The sequence below is a fragment of the Citrobacter freundii complex sp. 2024EL-00216 genome, assembly GCF_043945515.1.
Taxonomy (GTDB): Bacteria; Pseudomonadota; Gammaproteobacteria; order Enterobacterales; family Enterobacteriaceae; genus Citrobacter; species Citrobacter portucalensis.
This window is the reverse complement of record NZ_JBIMRA010000002.1, coordinates 393338-410255: the sequence shown is the minus strand read 5'-3', so window position 1 is coordinate 410255 and position 16918 is coordinate 393338. Positions and strand designations below refer to the sequence as shown.

The window sequence follows — 16918 nt, the reverse complement described above, 5'->3', positions numbered from 1 at the left end:
ACAGAATTTGCCTGGCGGCTGTAGCGCGGTGGTCCCACCTGACCCCATGCCGAACTCAGAAGTGAAACGCCGTAGCGCCGATGGTAGTGTGGGGTCTCCCCATGCGAGAGTAGGGAACTGCCAGGCATCAAATAAAAGCGAAAGGCTCAGTCGAAAGACTGGGCCTTTTGTTTTATCTGTTGTCTGTCGGTGAGCGCTCTCCTGAGGAGGACAAATCCGCCGGGAGCGGATTTGAACGTTGCGCAGCAACGGCCCGGAGGGTGGCGGGCAGGACGCCCGCCATAAACTGCCAGGCATTAATTTAGTGAAGAAGCCCATCCTGACGGATGGGCTTTTTTGCGTCTGTGCGGGATGAAAACCGCCGGATGCGGCGTGCCGCCTTATCCGGCCTGCAGGGGCCGGGCTGAACGTATTTTGTAGGCCTGATAAGCGTAGCGCATCAGGCAACACGGTGGTACATTGCCGGATGCGGCGTAACAGCCTTAATCGACCAACAAAAGCACACTGTCTCGATCTACTACACGGATCTCTCCCTCGAACATATCTGAATCCTTTCTCTGCTAATTAAAATCGTGATCTTTACCGCACAATAAGATATAACAATTATATAACATTCTATTCACTAAAAAACACACGACCATCATTGATAAATTCACGCGATCGTTGGCAGGGGTACAATTCTAATGGCTGATAGTAGTGTAACTGAGAACGGGGCGCTGGCAGACGGCGATACCCGTCGTCGTATATGGGCGATTGTCGGAGCATCATCAGGGAATCTGGTCGAATGGTTTGATTTCTATATCTATTCATTCTGCTCTCTTTATTTTGCTCATATCTTTTTTCCATCAGGAAATACCACCACACAACTCTTACAAACCGCCGGCGTTTTTGCCGCTGGCTTCTTGATGCGACCAATTGGAGGCTGGCTGTTTGGCCGTATCGCGGATAAGCACGGGCGTAAAAAGTCCATGTTGCTGTCCGTTTGTATGATGTGCATGGGATCGTTGGTGATCGCTTGTCTACCGGGATATGAAACTATCGGTACCTGGGCGCCTGCGCTATTACTGCTGGCAAGGCTATTCCAGGGGTTATCTGTCGGTGGTGAATACGGAACCAGCGCGACGTATATGAGTGAAGTCGCCGTTGAAGGTAAGAAAGGTTTTTATGCTTCATTCCAGTACGTAACGTTAATCGGCGGACAGTTACTGGCATTGCTGGTTGTGGTCATATTACAGCACACGTTAGAAGACTCAGCGCTCAGAGAGTGGGGTTGGCGTATTCCATTTGCGTTGGGCGCCGTGCTGGCTATAGTTGCGCTATGGCTGCGTCGCCAACTGGATGAAACCTCGAAACAGGATGTTCGCGCGCTGAAAGAAGCGGGTTCCCTGAAAGGTCTGTGGCGTAATCGCAAAGCTTTTGTCATGGTGCTTGGCTTTACCGCCGCGGGTTCGTTGTGTTTTTACACGTTCACAACCTATATGCAGAAGTACCTGGTTAACACAGCCGGTATGCATGCCAACGTAGCCAGCGGGATTATGACGGCGGCACTGTGTGTGTTCATGCTGGTACAACCGCTGTTCGGCGCCTTGTCAGACAAAATTGGCCGGCGTACTTCAATGCTGTGTTTTGGCGCGTTGGCCGCGATTTTCACCGTTCCCATTCTGACAGCATTGCAAAGCGTAACATCCCCGTATATGGCGTTTGCTCTGGTGATGTGTGCTCTGTTAATCGTCAGTTTCTATACGTCAATTAGCGGTATTCTGAAGGCTGAAATGTTCCCGGCGCAGGTGCGCGCTCTTGGGGTCGGCTTATCTTATGCGGTGGCCAATGCGCTGTTTGGCGGTTCAGCCGAATATGTCGCGTTGTCCCTGAAGTCTGTTGGTATGGAAACGACATTCTTCTGGTACGTCACTGCGCTGGCAGTAGTTGCGTTTTTAGTATCGCTAATGCTGCATGGGAAGGGGAAAGGTCTGCGCCTCTAGTAATGTGCCAGTTGCCAGACCGCATAGCCGGTAGATGCGCCTGCAACATCCCAGGCGAAGTCCTTCCAGCTCCAGCCGCTCCCAGCGGGACGGCTGTCCCATAGCTCTTTTGACGCCCCCAGGCTGACTGAGAACATCAGGCCGATAGCCGCACTGCGATCGCGGCTGTTGCCCTGATGTTGGGCATATTCATTGCCGGCTGCGGCAAGCATGGCGGAGGCGATGAAGTGTTGAGCTTTGTCTTGCCCGCTCCACTGGTCGTTAGCCATATGGCTGCAGCCCGAAATGGCAAGGACACTGGTAAGAATGAACAGGCGCACCGTTACCTCCATATGAAAAACCCCGTCACTGGACGGGGTCTTGATTACAGAATACGGCTAATTAATCTGTCGATACGAATACGGCGTAGTCGACGGATGAGCTTACGCACTTTGACTGGATAGTCAGCAATGCTTTGCAGGTCGCGATAGTGCTTAACGACGGTAGTATGCGTACGGATAAGCTCCAGCTCTTTATCGCGCTGAGGGGTGAGCTCTTGCTTAGGATCGTGAATAAGGATGGCGTTTTCCAGATCCAGACGCCAGGCGCGAGGGTTAAGGTTGTTGCCGGTGAGCAGCATCCATTTATCATCAACCCACATACCTTTCAGATGATAGGTATTGTCATCATCTTTCCATAAGCGCACGACCAACTGGTCGGTATTCACGTAATACTGCAATCTGCTCAAGAAACGGCGCAGATTTATTTCATACAGATAAGGCAGCGCGCCGATGATCTTGAATGGCTCATCTTCCGGGATGAAAAAGTCGTTGGCGGTTTTATCACCGACAATGATTTCAACCTTTTTCCCTTCACGCAGCAGTTGAATGATATTGCGCACCAGTATGGCGGGAAGGTTGAAATAAGGGGTACAGATTGTAAGCTTGTGCTCCGCGCAGGGCATAAGATGGAAAATGGTCTTATTTAACAGACTGGATTTCCCAAGGCCCACCAGAGGCGTAACCGAAAGCTGTTCGTTATCAGCATCACCCTGAAAATGGAATGACGCATCGCGCAGTTCCTGACGGTACAGGCGGATGTCGTTTTTAATTTCTGGGCTTTTAGGGCGGTTGATATCATCAAGACGGTTAACGCCGCGACCGTTCATCAGGTTTTGCGTCACCCAATCGAACATGATATCGGCCATTTGCGCGTTGCGAATCAACTGATAACGGTCATAGCGATATTTATCATGCTGATGCAGGTAAACATCGTTCAGACTGGCCCCACTGTACAGGACGCTGTCATCAATGATAAAGCCTTTGAAATGCAGGACGCCAAGCGCTTCGCGGGTGTTAATCGGAACGCCATAGACAGGAATATCGATACCAGGGTTTTCTTGCGCCATTCGGCAATACCAGTCAGCATTGGTATTGGATGCCGCAGCACCAATACGACCGCGCTGGGCTCGGTGCCAGTCGACAAGCACCCGGACATCCAGTTCAGGACGCTGCCGTTTTGCCGCATAGAGAGCGTCAAGTATGCCTTTACCACCGTCATCCTGTTCCAGGTACAGCGCAATAATGCAGATCCGTCGCGTCGCGCTGGCTATTTTTTCCAGCAGAGTCTCCCTGAAATTAGCGGGAGCATAAAAGAAATCTACATCATCAACTGACTGAGAAATCTTGGGTAGTTGGGCAAGGTGTTGTTGATGTTTATTACGCTTAAATTTTGACAACATCACAGTGCATTTCTTCTCTGTTCATTGAAGGGTCCTCTGTGCTATGCAGACGACATAAGCGGGCAATGATACCACCAGTACCCATTAATGTGGTCAACATTTCCAGTACCTTACTCACGATTCCTCACATTGGGCCAGATCAAGCGTTAGCCCAACAATTCCCTCTTCGAGCTGGACGTCAACAACAAACCCGAGTTTTCGGGCCAGGGCGACCATCCCACGATTGTTCGGCATCGTAATACCATTCAAACGTATAAGTCCGTGATCTCGAGTATAGGCAATTAATTTTTCCATCAATCGGCGACCCAGTCCAAGCCCTTTGAGATCGGAACGAACCAGTACGGCAAACTCAGCGTCTACGTTATCAGGATCCGAGATTGCTCGCGTTACGCCGAGGATCTCTTCGTGATTATCTTTACAACGCACCGCAACAAAGGCCATTTCCCGATCGTAGTCGATCTGCGTCATATTGGCTAAATCTTCGTGGGTAAATTCGTTGATCTCACTGAAATAGCGATAATAAAGATCTTCTTTTGTCACCTGAGAAATGAACTGCTGAAGATGAGGTTCATCCTCCGGCAAAATGGGGCGGAACAGACAGCGCTCGCCGTTCTTCAACTCCACCCACTCTTCAAGCTGATGAGGGTAGGGACGTACAGCCAGTCTGCTTTCGTTATCTCCCGTGAAAGGGGCAATATCCAGCGTAACGTCCAGCGCGGTAAATTCTCCGGCCGAGGCCAGCAGCGGATGAATATCCAGACGCTGAATTTCCGGGCAATCGACGATCAGGTTGGAGACCTGCACCAGAAGTTGGCTCAACCCGGCGATATCCAAAGGGCGCAGTGCGCTGCGCGCGCGGATCTTTTTATTTTTGATCCCCTGGATCACCAGATAACGCGCCAGATTCATGTTCAATGGCGGCAATGCCACCACGGCTTGCTCTTCCGGTCGCCACTCAACACCACCTTCACCCAGCATAATCAACGGGCCAAATACCGGGTCGTGTTCAACGACGACGCGAAGCTCCTGAGCGCCGGCGCGATTCGCCATACTTTGCACTAATAAGCCGTGAATGCGTGCCTGCGGCCAGGCCATTTTTACCCGATCGAAAATTGCATTGGCGGCCTGTTGCACTTCAGTGGCTGTACGCAGGTAGAGCATCACCCCCTGAACTTCTGATTTATGCGGAATATCAGGAGAACGCAGCTTGAGCGCCACCGGGTAGCCGATTTGCTCCGCGATGTGTACGGCTTCCGCGCTGTCGCTGGCGATCCACGTTGGCAGCGTGTGTAAGCCATAAGCCTGTAAAATCGGCTGCACTTCATGGGTATCAAGCGATGTCGCTCCTTCAGCAATCGCCCGCTGTAACAGATTATGCGCTTCGGCGGTGTTGGAGGTCAGGCTGTCAGGCAGCGCAGGCGTTTCCCGCAGCTGCTTCTGGTTTCGCCGATACTCCACCATATGCATAAATGCGGTGATGGTACCTTCCGGCGTGCGGTAGGTGGGCAGTCCGGCTTCGCTAAACAGTCTGCGGGCTTCCTGAGAGGAAAACTCTCCGCACCAGTTGGTCAGCAACGAGACGAATTTTCCTCGGGGGTGATGCTTTACCGCTTCAATCAATGCCAGTGCGCTTTCGGTTCCGGGAGCGGCTGCGCTGGGTGAATGAATCACCATCAGCGCGTCGAAATCCTGGCTGGCGAGCAAAATATCCAGCGTCTTAACGTAGTGTTCGCTGCTGGCGTCATCACGCAGATCCAGCGGGTTGGCGATATCAACATGTTCAGGCAATGCATCGCGTAATTTCTGGCAGGTGTCTTCATTCAACGTCGCCAACTTGCCATTTTTTGACCACAGTTCATCTAATGCCAGTGCGGCAGGCGCGGCCCCATTGCTGATGATCATCAGCCTGTCGCCACGTAGTGGACGCATGTGGCTCAGGGTTTCGACCGCCGAAAACAGCTCGTGAGTGTCTTGCACGCGTAATAAACCGGCACGCTGAATAGCGGCATCCCACGCAGGGTCCATCCCGGCGCTGGTATGCAGTAAACGCTGCGCCGCTGGACTACGACCGCTCTTAATCACCAAAATAGGTTTATTGCGCGAGGCGCTGCGGGCGGCGGAAACAAAGCGTCGGGCATCACTTAAATGCTCGAGATACAGCAATATCGCGCTGGTTTTGCTGTCGCGCGCCAGGTAATCCAGCAGCTCATCAACGTCGATATCCAGGCTATCACCCAGCGCGATAAAGTAAGAAAAGCCCATTTCTCTCTGCTGTGCCCAGTCGAGTATGGTATTGGATACGGCAGCGGATTGAGAGATAAAAGCCAGCTTGCCGCGCTTAATCGGGACGGGGGAAAAGCTGGCGTTAAGCCCTTGCCAGGGCGCGAGAAGTCCCAGGCTGTTGGGGCCCAGCAAACGTATGTTGTAGCGTGATGCGCAGGCCAGCAGCTCTGCGTGCTGCGCCGCGGGAGCTGAGAGAATAATGCAGGTTTTACAGCCTTTCTCGCCAAGCGCTTCGAGTAACGCCAGGTTACGGCTGGCATTGGTGCACAACACGGCGAGATCCGGGCTAAAGGGCAGGCTGTTGATATTGGGCCATGCCAGTACGCCCAGCACCGCTTTCCATGCGGGCGTCACCGGTAAAACAGGTCCATTGAAACCGCCGGCAAGCAGGTTACGCATCATCAGGTAACCCGCGCGATTAGGCTTCATTGACGCCCCAATCACCGCAATGGATTTCGGTCGCAGTAGTGCTTCCAGACCACGCTGACTCATATCGGCTTCCTTAATGACACCAGTGACCGAATGATTTTAAACGTTTTCTGATGAATCTGCTGTGACGCTTCCCTGATGTTGAGTTTTTCCTGCCAGGTAGCGGGTTTTAAAGCGAGTGAAATGATCGCTTAACCCTTCTGCGGCTTGCGTATCTCCCGCCAGATCCAACAAGGCGATGGCCACTTCGGCAGTGCAATATTGCCCTTCAGCGTGAACGCCACGCAGGTGGTAAGCTGAAAGGCGTGATAAATCAACGGAGATCACCGGTAGGTTATCGAGGTACGGGCTTTTGCGGAACATTTTACGCGCCTCAGGCCAGGTACCGTCGAGCATGATAAACAATGGTGGCTTACCGGCTGGTGGCGTGAAAATCACTTCACGCTCTTCACCCGCATAGGAGGCCGGGAATACAACCATCGGCTGGTAATCCGGATTTTTCACCAGTTCCAGCAGCGCCTGCGGCGGCTCGGTGCGTGACCACTGAAAAGCCGTGGTATCGGGCAGAATATCAGCAATTAAACGCCCCGTGTTGCTGGGCTTCATCGGCTCGGTATCAAACATCACCAGACAAAAGCGACTTTTTGCCTCAGAGGGTGCCAGCGTTGCGCACAAGCAGAGTTTCTGCGGCAGCAGGCAGCGCTGACAGCGGCGGACGCGATTACCTCGGGCAAGGAAAGGACGCGTGGCGCGCGCGAGGCGCTCAGCGCGTAACTGAAGAACAGCGTTATCGGTCATGGGGAAACACGTTGAAAAACGCTATTGTCGCAGAGGTGAAAACGGGGCACAAGATGCGCCCCGTAGAGATTATAATGATTCGTTAAGCCAGCTATCAAACGGGGCTTTTGGTACAGCGCCGTTAAGCATGTCGACGATTTCCCCTTTTTTGAAAATCATAATGGTCGGAATGCTGCGGATACCGAAACGGGCGCTGAGTTCACGCTCGGCTTCCGTATTCACTTTAACAAAACGCACTTTACCGCTACGCTCTTCCGCGACATCTTCAAAAATCGGGGCGAAGTTACGACATGGACCACACCAGGGGGCCCAAAAGTCAACGACCACCGGGAGATCGTCTTTTAACAGTTTATCCAGTGTCTCACCGGTCGCATTGATCACCTCCCCATCAAACAGGTCGTGACCACAGCGTCCGCATTTAGCCGCTTCCTGGACACGATCGTCGGGGATGCGGTTGATAGCCTGGCAGCTGGTACAAACGGTATTCATAACTAACCTCTGGATGAGTGGAGTGGACTTCACGGCAGGAACGCCAGTATGTTTCTATTATGTTACATATTATCGGGGAGTCTGTTCTAAACAACAATGCGTTTTATTCAATGAGTACAATAGTCCTTAGCTTTTAAATGAAATAATGGCTAACGACGTGCACATCGGGTAATCTGCGCGCTTCGCGCAGAGCAGGTGGAGAAAAACATGAGCGACGAACTGAAGAACAAAAACGGCAAGGTCAAAGTGATGTACGTCCGCAGTGACGATGACTCGGATAAACGCACCCAAAATCCACGTACTGGCAAAGGCGGCGGTCGCCCCGGTACTTCCCGAGCCGAAGGCGGTCGTCGCCCTGCCCGTGATGACCGAAAGGGTCCGAACAGCGAACGCGGTCGTGAACGTGGTCGTGACCGCGATGTAGAACGTGACCGCAGACGTGAAGATTCACCGTGGCGTACCGTGTCCCGCGCACCGAATGATGACGCAGCGGATAAAGCCGATCACGGTGGTATTAGCGGTAAGAGCTTTATCGATCCTGAAGTATTACGCCGTCAGCGTGCGGAAGAAACCCGCGTTTACGGTGAGAATGCCTGTCAGGCTCTGTTCCAGAGTCGTCCGGACGCCATCGTCCGCGCCTGGTTTGTTCAGAGCGTAACCCCGCGCTTTAAAGAAGCATTACGCTGGATGGCGGCAAACCGCAAAGCCTATCACGTGGTTGACGAAGCCGAGCTGGCGAAAGCCTCTGGCACTGAACACCATGGTGGCGTCTGTTTCCTGATCAAAAAACGTAACGGTACTACCGTTAAGCAGTGGGTCGGTCAGGCAGGGGCGCAGGATTGCGTGCTGGCACTGGAAGATATCGCTAACCCGCATAACCTGGGCGGCATGATGCGTAGCTGCGCGCACTTCGGTGTGAAAGGCGTAGTGGTTCAGGATGCGGCGCTGCTGGAATCAGGTGCGGCCATCCGTACCGCTGAAGGCGGAGCTGAGCACGTTCAGCCGATTACCGGCGACAGCATTGTTGATGTGCTGGACGACTTCCGCCAGGCGGGTTACACGGTTGTGATGACCTCAAGCGCGAAAGGCAAACCGCTGTTTACTACCACGCTGCCGGAAAAAATGGTGCTGGTATTAGGGCGTGAGCGTGAAGCTCTGCCAGAAGCAGCATGCTCAGCCGACGATCTGTGCGTTGCAATTGACGGCACTGGCAAGGTAGAAACGCTCAACGTTTCTGTGGCAACAGGCGTGCTGCTCGCGGAGTGGTGGCGTCAGAACAAAGCCTGATAATAAAAATGCCAGCGAATCGCTGGCATTTTTTTACTCGCTTTCTGCGGGTAATACCGGCATCCAGTCAATTGGCTTTTCACCTCGTTGTTCCAGCCATTCATTCGCCAGTACAAAGTGATTGCAGCCAAAGAAACCGCGATGCGCAGAGAGCGGTGATGGGTGGGGCGCTTTCAACACATGGTGACGCTGCGTATCAATAATCGCGCCTTTCTTCTGTGCGTGAGAACCCCAGAGCAGGAAAACCACGTCTTCCCGATGTTGGTTAATCAGACTGATGACTTTATCGGTAAATGTTTCCCACCCAAGGCTGGCATGAGAATGTGCCTGGCCGGCGCGGACGGTGAGTACGGTGTTGAGTAATAGTACCCCCTGGCGTGCCCAGCTTTCCAGATATCCGTGCGTTGGGCGCGTGAAGCCTGGAATCGTTGCCTCCAGCTCTTTGTACATGTTCAGCAACGAGGGTGGAGTGGCAATGCCGGGGCGAACAGAGAACGCGAGACCGTGTGCCTGGCCTGGACCGTGGTAAGGATCCTGACCCAGGATGACGACTTTCACGTCACCAAGCTCGGTAAAGCGAAAAGCGTTAAACACATCTTTTTGCGGCGGATAAATTGTCATTCCCGATTGACGCTCGCCGGCAACAGTATGCAGCGTGTTAACAAAATAAGGCTGCTGTTTCTCTTCAGCCAGCACATCGTGCCAGGTTAATTCGGTGGCCATCTCGCTCTCCTGCGAATTTTCAATCCCCCTAGCTTAACTGCTTCTTTCGACGTCGCAAAATTCTGTACGTTACTCAATGGTCTACCCCCTTAAAGATAGTTGAAAATTTATGTAAAAAGTTTAGCTGCGCACATGGCGTAAGTTGATGTAAAACAATAAAATCCACCTATCACCACTTTCCATGTGCGGTTTTTGTTGATTTAAATCAAAGATTCAAGGGTGTGTGAGGGGTATATATACACTCAAGCAACAATGGTTTTACCAATTGGCCGGATGACGGCCAACCGAGATCAAATAATTTTGCCGGGGAGGCATCAAATGATTACAGGTATCCAGATTACTAAAGCTGCAAACGACGACCTGCTGAACTCTTTCTGGCTGCTGGACAGCGAAAAAGGCGAAGCTCGCTGCATCGTTGCGAAAGCAGGTTTCAATGCTGATGAAGTTGTTGCAGTCAGCAAACTGGGCGAAATCGAATACCGTGAAGTACCGGTAGACGTACAGCCGGAAGTCCGCGTGGAAGGTGGTCAGCACCTGAACGTGAACGTTCTGCGTCGCGAAACGCTGGAAGATGCAGTTAAGCATCCGGAAAAATATCCGCAGCTGACCATCCGTGTTTCTGGTTATGCAGTGCGTTTCAACTCTCTGACCCCAGAACAGCAGCGCGACGTTATTGCTCGTACCTTTACTGAGAGCCTGTAAGGCTCACGGGGAATAACCCCGTTTAGCAGAGAATCAAAAAGCGGAAGATGCCAGTGCGTCTTCCGCTTTTTTGCATCTGTTAGTAAAAGATCCTCACCGCGCAATACACCAACAGCAGCGCCAGAATGATATTCAACTGTCGACCGTAACGGTGAAAAACGCGCTGAAAAAGATGGCCCGCCAGCGCCCAGCAGGCATTCCCGAAGGTGCCTATCAGCGCTAACAGAATACTCACCCCAATCAGCCAGTGGGCGTCCTGAGTGTACGGTAATACAAACGTGGATAACGCGGTAATGCCGTATAAAATGATTTTCACGTTAACAAACTGCAAGCCAAAACTTGCCCAGAAGCTAATCGGCTCTGACTGCAATCGATCGTTCGAGGTCGGGCTGGTGGCGATCTTCAGCGCCAGCCACAGGATATAAGCGGCCCCAGCCCAACTAAGCCAATGGATGATGGCTGGATCCATGACCGCCAGTGAAAATGAAATCCCGGCGCACATCAGCATGACGATTAAAAAGCCCAGACTCATTCCGGCCAGTACGCGTGTACTCTGACGAAAACCGTGTGACGTCGCGGCACTGAGCGCAAGGATGTTGTTTGGTCCGGGAGTTAGCGCGGTAATCAATGTATAGGTCCAGAATGCACTTAAAAGGGTGGGGGTCACTTGTTATCTCCTTTGTTTTGATAGACAGTACCCGAGACTAAATATTTAAAAAAATGAATGTTTTTGCATTCTGAATTCGATATTTTCGATGGGTTGGTGCGGATGGATTTACGTCGGTTTATTACGCTAAAAACGGTGGTGGAAGAGGGCTCATTTCTGCGGGCATCACAAAAACTGTGCTGTACGCAATCAACGGTTACCTTTCATATTCAACAGCTTGAGCAAGAGCTTTCGGTGCAGTTGTTTGAAAAAATTGGTCGCCGGATGTGTCTCACCAGTGAGGGAAAACGGCTGATGCCGCATATCCATGACCTGACGCGCGTGATGGCATCGATTCGACAGTCGGCACATCAGGATGCGCAGCCGAGCGGCGATCTACGTGTCGCAACAGGCGAAACGCTGCTGGCGTATAAAATGCCGCAGGTTTTACAGCGATTTAAACAACGTGCGCCCCATGTGCGGCTGTCTTTACAGTCGCTCAACTGTTATGTCATTCGCGATGCATTGCTCAGTGATGATGTTGATCTGGGGGTCTTTTATCGGGTGGGTAATGACGATGCCCTGGAGTTGATGCCGCTTGGCGATCAGTCACTGGCATTAGTTGCTTCGCCACTGCTTCAGCACGTTGATTTTACTCAGCATAACCAGCACATTCCCTGCAGTTTTATCATTAATGAGCCGCAATGTATTTTCAGACAACGCTTCGAGGGGCTACTGCGTAAACGACAGATTACGCTGGAAAATACCATTGAGTTATGGAGCATTGAAAGCATTAAGCAGTGCGTATCGGCAAATCTTGGGATCAGCTTTTTGCCGCATTTTGCCGTCGAGAAAGAGTTACGTTCAGGGGAGTTGATTGAATTACCGTTCAGTGAACAACCTGAGTTAATTACGGCATTGTGTGGTTATCATGCCGGAAAAGTCGTTAGCCCGGCGATGCGGGTGTTTCTTGAGTGCATTGAAGAGAGTTTTGCATCACGTGAAAAAATGCCGGGCTAAATGGCCCGGCATTCGGTTTACTCTTTGTCGGACTGCTGGGTAGCAGCGCCGCTCGGCTTACGACGTTTGCCGATATTTTTGGCGTCGCGGTGACGTTTTTTCACCCGCGGCTTCTCTTTCTCTTTCGCCTTTTTCTCAGCGCGCTTCGCCAGCACTTTCTTGGATGGCTTACCGTTAGATTTCTCACTTGGCGCGCGCGTGGTTGGACGCAGTTCGTCAATGACGCGAGCTTTCAGCGGTTCGTCAATATAGCGGCTCGCTTTGCCGAGCAGCAGGTGGTCGTGCGCTTCAACCAAAGAGATCGCAGTGCCTTTACGGCCAGCACGACCGGTACGGCCAATACGGTGCAAATAGGCATCGCCACTGCGCGGCATGTCGAAGTTAAACACGTGGCTGACGTCAGGAATATCGATCCCGCGAGCGGCAACGTCGGTTGCTACCAGCACGTTCACACGACCATCGGTCAGGCGTTTGATCGCTTCGTTACGTTTGTTCTGCACCATCTCGCCTTCGAGATAGCAGTTATTAATGCCCGCCTGGCGCAGCCAGCCTGCCAGTTCGTGCACACGCTCACGTTTGCGTACGAAGACAATCGAGCGAGTCGCTTCCGGCTGTTTTAACAGGTGGATCAGCATGGCAGTTTTGTGCTCGATGTCATCGGCACGGTAGTAAAACTGATGGATCTTCTTGCGTTCGCGGGTGGACGGATCCGCTGAGACTTCGACCGGGTCTTCCAACAGACGCTCGGCAAAATCTTTAATCGCATCGCCTTCCAGTGTGGCGGAAAACAGCATGGTTTGCTTACGCCAGCGTGTTTCACCGGCGATATGCTCGATGTCCTGGGCAAAGCCCATGTCCAGCATACGGTCTGCTTCATCGAGAATTAGCGTTTCAACCGCATGGCAGTCGAAGTTTTCTTCTTTAATGTATTGCAGCAGACGACCCGTGGTGGCGACCACGATGTCCTGGTTTTCGCTAAAGACTTCCATGTGGTTCATGTAAGCCACGCCGCCGGTAATCGTAGCGATATCCAGATGCGTATTCTTCGCCAGTTCACGAGCGTGTTCGGCAACCTGCATCGCCAGTTCGCGCGTTGGCGTCAGGATTAAAATGCGCGGCGGACCAGATTTCTTGCGCGGGAAGTCGAGCAGGTGCTGCAACGCTGGCAGCAAATATGCCGCCGTTTTACCGGTGCCTGTCGGCGCAGAACCGAGTACATCACGGCCATCGAGCGCAGGCGGAATGGCGGCAGCCTGAATGGCGGTCGGGCGAGTGAAACCTTTTTCCTGGAGGGCATCCAGAAGGCTTTCATCGAGTTCAAGTTCGGAAAAAGTCGTTACAGTCATGTTCTACCTCTGAGTGGGGCGCTGATTATAGACGTTACGGCTGCAATCTTCATCTGTTTGTATGGATATACCTTCTCAGGTATTGTTTTTATCCTATGTTATCGTTTTTTTTCCAGGAAGGTTGTTCTTCATGCCCCAGTCTACATCCGTACTGAGACGTAATGGATTTACTTTTAAGCAGTTTTTTGTGGCACACGATCGCTGTGCAATGAAAGTCGGAACAGACGGCATTTTATTGGGGGCCTGGGCCCCCGTTTCGGGCGTAAAGCGGATCCTGGATATTGGTACCGGGAGCGGCCTGTTGGCGCTGATGTTGGCCCAGCGCACGGATGAAAACGTCATCATTGACGCCGTGGAGCTTGATGTCGATGCCGCGCAGCAGGCGCAGGAGAACATCGCGCAATCTCCGTGGATGCATCGCGTGAGTGTTCATACAGAGGATGCACAGCAGTGGATACCGCGTCAGACCGTGCGTTTTGATTTGATAATCAGCAACCCTCCCTATTATGAACAGGGCGTGGAATGTGCAACACCGCAGCGCGAGCAGGCGCGCTATACCACCACGCTCGATCACCAGATGTTGCTTACGCTGGCGGCGGACAGCATTACGGAAGAAGGTTTTTTTTGTGTCGTGCTGCCGGAACAGATTGGGAACGCGTTTACCCAGCAGGCATTAAGTATGGGCTGGCATCTGCGATTACGTACGGATGTAGCAGAAACGGAAGCCCGACTACCGCATCGGGTATTGCTGGCATTCTCCCCGCAGGCCGGGGAGTGCTTTAGCGACAGGCTGGTGATTCGTGGGCCAGACCAACGTTACTCTGAAGGTTACACGGCGCTGACCCAGGCGTTTTACCTGTTTATGTGATGACTTAGCGGCGAGAGAATGGACGGGCCGGCTTCTGGAAGCTGCTCTGGGTAATCCAGCGTGTAGTGCAGGCCCCGACTCTCTTTGCGCATCATTGCGCAGCGGACAATCAGCTCGGCAACTTGTACCAGATTGCGCAGTTCCAACAAATTGTTCGACACGCGGAAATGGGCGTAATACTCGTCGATTTCCTGTTGCAGCATGGTGATACGGCGCAGAGCGCGCTCCAGGCGCTTGGTCGTACGCACAATACCGACGTAATCCCACATAAACAGCCGCAGCTCATGCCAGTTATGCTGGATAACAACCAACTCATCCGGATTTTCTACCCGGCTTTCATCCCAGCCCGGGAGCGTGCTAACGCCGCGAGCATAAGGCATGCGCCTGTCGATATCTTCAGCCGCGGACCAGCCATAAACCAGACACTCCAGCAATGAGTTCGATGCCATCCGGTTGGCGCCATGCAGGCCGGTGTAACTCACTTCGCCGATCGCATACAGCCCGTCGACATCGGTACGGCCAAAGTCATCCACCATCACACCGCCGCAGGTATAGTGCGCGGCAGGCACGATGGGAACCGGTTCTTTGGTTAAATCAATGCCCAATCCCAGCAACTTTTCATAAATCATCGGGAAATGCTGACGAACAAATTCTTCCGGCTTATGGCTGATATCGAGGAACATGCAATCTGCACCAAGGCGCTTCATTTCATGATCAATGGCGCGGGCGACAATATCGCGGGGAGCCAGTTCGCCACGTTCGTCAAAATCGGGCATAAAGCGTGAACCGTCCGGGCGCTTCAGGTGCGCGCCTTCGCCGCGCAGCGCTTCGGTCAGCAGAAAATTGCGTGCCTGCGGATGATACAGCGCAGTCGGGTGAAACTGGTTAAACTCCAGGTTGGCGACGCGGCATCCTGCGCGCCAGGCCATTGCAATCCCGTCACCCGAGGAAATATCCGGATTGGTGGTGTATTGATACACCTTTGATGCGCCGCCGGTGGCCAACACTACCGACTTCGCATGGCAGGTTTCGACGGCTTCTTTATTACGATTCCAGATCCATGCGCCGACAACCCGACGCGTTCCCGGCAGACCGATTTTATCGGAGACAATCAGGTCGACGGCGTTGCTACGCTCAAGAACCCGGATATTGGGGTGATTTTGTGCCTGGCTGACGAGGGTGGTTTCGACTTCTTTGCCGGTAGCATCCGCAGCGTGCAGGATGCGTCGATGGCTGTGACCGCCTTCACGGGTCAGGTGATAGCTCTCTTCGCCGTTAGGCTGAACCTGTGTATCGAATAAGACGCCCTGATCGATAAGCCATTGAACGCAGGTGCGAGCATTGCTGGCGACAAATTCAACCGCATGGCGATCGCACAGCCCGGCCCCGGCAATCAGCGTATCTTCAACGTGGGAGTCGATACTGTCGGTTTCATCGAAAACCGCGGCAATACCCCCCTGGGCATAAAATGTCGAGCCTTCGCTGACCGGCCCTTTGCTCAGGACAATAACCTGATGTTTTTCAGCCAGGCGCAGCGCCAGTGAGAGTCCGGCAGCCCCGCTGCCAATGATCAGCACGTCACAGGATAATTCAGGAGTCGTATTCATGATGTTTGTTTAATTTACTAAACAGTGTTTGGTCACCATAGCACCACATTGCGCGATACTGCACGTTTTATTTTTAAATGTGTTGCAATGACTAAACATGAAGGAAAAGCATGATGAAGGCGAAATAGGCAAAAATATTTTGTGAAGCAGGCCGTTAGCATCAGATTATGTGATGAAATAAAGTGCCCGTTGGGTTACTCTGCAAGCGGTGAAATGGGCATTTCTGTACAGATAGTGCGTTGATCGGGTTATGTAGACTTATAATGAGAGATAAGACCTGTCTACAACATGACAAACAAAAAACAATGCGTAACGGAACTTTACGAAACTTGAGCACTCTAAGCATTTGCTTGCTCATAGTGAAGCTGATGGAGTGGCGTTTCGAAAGCGCGTGGAAATTTGGTTTGGGGAGACTTTACCTCGGATGAGCGAGCAGTTAACGGACCAGGTCCTGGTAGAACGGGTCCAGAAGGGAGATCAGAAAGCCTTTAACCTACTGGTAGTGCGCTATCAGCATAAGGTGGCGAGTCTGGTTTCTCGCTATGTACCGTCGGGTGATGTACCCGATGTAGTACAAGAAGCATTTATCAAAGCCTATCGTGCGCTGGACTCGTTCCGGGGAGATAGTGCTTTTTATACCTGGCTGTATCGTATTGCAGTCAATACAGCGAAGAATTACCTGGTCGCTCAGGGGCGTCGTCCACCTTCCAGTGATATTGATGCGATTGAAGCAGAAAATTACGAAAGTGGCGGAGCACTGAAAGAAATTTCGAACCCTGAGAACTTAATGTTGTCAGAAGAACTGAGACAGATAGTTTTCCGAACTATTGAGTCCCTCCCGGAAGATTTACGCATGGCAATAACCTTGCGGGAGTTGGATGGCCTGAGCTATGAAGAGATAGCCGCTATCATGGATTGTCCGGTAGGTACGGTGCGTTCACGTATCTTCCGAGCGAGGGAAGCTATTGATAATAAAGTTCAACCGCTTATCAGGCGTTGACGATAGCGGGATACTGGA

16 protein-coding genes and 1 rRNA gene are annotated in these 16918 nt (G+C 52.3%); 8 read left to right on the top strand and 9 right to left on the bottom strand.

Features of this window, described 5'->3' with window-relative positions; translation table 11 throughout:
• Positions 1–10 precede the first annotated feature (10 nt).
• Positions 11–126 (top strand): 5S ribosomal RNA (gene rrf / locus ACHHZ7_RS04355).
• 557 nt (positions 127–683) lie between these two features.
• Entirely contained in the window at positions 684–1982 is a 1299-nt protein-coding gene (locus ACHHZ7_RS04350; RefSeq protein ID WP_008785510.1) for an MFS transporter, read from the top strand.
• Here ACHHZ7_RS04350 and ACHHZ7_RS04345 read toward each other — a convergent pair.
• The 5 genes from ACHHZ7_RS04345 to trxC form a co-directional block, all read right to left on the bottom strand.
• Positions 1979–2314 carry a YfiM family lipoprotein gene (locus tag ACHHZ7_RS04345; protein WP_008785509.1) on the bottom strand — a complete coding sequence of 112 codons (336 nt, stop codon included), beginning with the start codon at positions 2312–2314 and terminating at the stop codon, positions 1979–1981. The genes ACHHZ7_RS04350 and ACHHZ7_RS04345 overlap by 4 nt on opposite strands.
• A 32-nt stretch (positions 2315–2346) precedes the next feature.
• Entirely contained in the window at positions 2347–3702 is a 1356-nt protein-coding gene (gene pssA / locus ACHHZ7_RS04340; protein ID WP_003835350.1) for a CDP-diacylglycerol--serine O-phosphatidyltransferase, read from the bottom strand.
• A gap of 114 nt (positions 3703–3816) precedes the next feature.
• On the bottom strand, positions 3817–6477 hold the full coding sequence (pat, locus tag ACHHZ7_RS04335; RefSeq protein ID WP_060683404.1) for a protein lysine acetyltransferase: 2661 nt from the start codon (positions 6475–6477) through the stop codon (positions 3817–3819).
• A 36-nt stretch (positions 6478–6513) separates the two neighbouring features.
• On the bottom strand, positions 6514–7212 hold the full coding sequence (gene tapT / locus ACHHZ7_RS04330; protein ID WP_003835347.1) for a tRNA-uridine aminocarboxypropyltransferase: 699 nt from the start codon (positions 7210–7212) through the stop codon (positions 6514–6516).
• Between the two features lie 69 nt (positions 7213–7281).
• Positions 7282–7701, bottom strand: coding sequence for a thioredoxin TrxC (gene trxC, locus ACHHZ7_RS04325; RefSeq protein WP_008785506.1), 420 nt, complete (start codon positions 7699–7701; stop codon positions 7282–7284).
• A gap of 207 nt (positions 7702–7908) precedes the next feature.
• On the opposite strand from trxC, the gene ACHHZ7_RS04320 reads away from it, so the two are divergent.
• Positions 7909–8988 (top strand): tRNA/rRNA methyltransferase, encoded by a 1080-nt coding sequence (locus ACHHZ7_RS04320; RefSeq protein ID WP_048234691.1) that lies wholly within the window; start codon positions 7909–7911, stop codon positions 8986–8988.
• A 33-nt stretch (positions 8989–9021) separates the two neighbouring features.
• Here ACHHZ7_RS04320 and ung read toward each other — a convergent pair whose 3' ends face one another.
• On the bottom strand, positions 9022–9711 hold the full coding sequence (ung, locus tag ACHHZ7_RS04315; RefSeq protein WP_060683405.1) for a uracil-DNA glycosylase: 690 nt from the start codon (positions 9709–9711) through the stop codon (positions 9022–9024).
• A 318-nt stretch (positions 9712–10029) separates the two neighbouring features.
• Here ung and grcA point away from each other — a divergent pair, with 318 nt between their 5' ends.
• Complete coding sequence (gene grcA / locus ACHHZ7_RS04310; protein WP_003037563.1) at positions 10030–10413, top strand: autonomous glycyl radical cofactor GrcA; 384 nt, start codon at positions 10030–10032, stop codon at positions 10411–10413.
• Positions 10414–10492: 79 nt separating this feature from the next.
• Here the strand turns inward: grcA and eamB are convergent, their stop codons facing one another.
• Positions 10493–11080, bottom strand: coding sequence for a cysteine/O-acetylserine transporter (eamB, locus tag ACHHZ7_RS04305; RefSeq protein ID WP_060683406.1), 588 nt, complete (start codon positions 11078–11080; stop codon positions 10493–10495).
• Between the two features lie 102 nt (positions 11081–11182).
• Here eamB and ACHHZ7_RS04300 point away from each other — a divergent pair, with 102 nt between their 5' ends.
• Entirely contained in the window at positions 11183–12079 is an 897-nt protein-coding gene (locus tag ACHHZ7_RS04300) for a LysR family transcriptional regulator (protein ID WP_100247265.1), read from the top strand.
• 17 nt (positions 12080–12096) lie between these two features.
• On the opposite strand, the gene srmB is transcribed toward ACHHZ7_RS04300, so the two are convergent.
• Positions 12097–13425, bottom strand: coding sequence for an ATP-dependent RNA helicase SrmB (gene srmB / locus ACHHZ7_RS04295; RefSeq protein WP_003835340.1), 1329 nt, complete (start codon positions 13423–13425; stop codon positions 12097–12099).
• A gap of 130 nt (positions 13426–13555) precedes the next feature.
• Between srmB and trmN the strand changes: the two genes are divergently transcribed.
• On the top strand, positions 13556–14293 hold the full coding sequence (trmN, locus tag ACHHZ7_RS04290) for a tRNA(1)(Val) (adenine(37)-N(6))-methyltransferase TrmN (protein WP_060683407.1): 738 nt from the start codon (positions 13556–13558) through the stop codon (positions 14291–14293).
• Here the strand turns inward: trmN and nadB are convergent.
• Positions 14278–15900 (bottom strand): L-aspartate oxidase, encoded by a 1623-nt coding sequence (gene nadB / locus ACHHZ7_RS04285; RefSeq protein WP_003037572.1) that lies wholly within the window; start codon positions 15898–15900, stop codon positions 14278–14280. The genes trmN and nadB overlap by 16 nt on opposite strands.
• A gap of 263 nt (positions 15901–16163) precedes the next feature.
• Between nadB and rseD the strand changes: the two genes are divergently transcribed.
• Both rseD and rpoE read left to right on the top strand, forming a co-directional pair.
• Positions 16164–16328 (top strand): rpoE leader peptide RseD, encoded by a 165-nt coding sequence (gene rseD / locus ACHHZ7_RS04280; protein WP_122973798.1) that lies wholly within the window; start codon positions 16164–16166, stop codon positions 16326–16328.
• Positions 16325–16900, top strand: coding sequence for an RNA polymerase sigma factor RpoE (rpoE, locus tag ACHHZ7_RS04275; RefSeq protein WP_003037573.1), 576 nt, complete (start codon positions 16325–16327; stop codon positions 16898–16900). Before rseD ends, rpoE begins: the two co-directional genes overlap by 4 nt.
• The last annotated feature ends 18 nt before the right edge of the window (positions 16901–16918 follow it).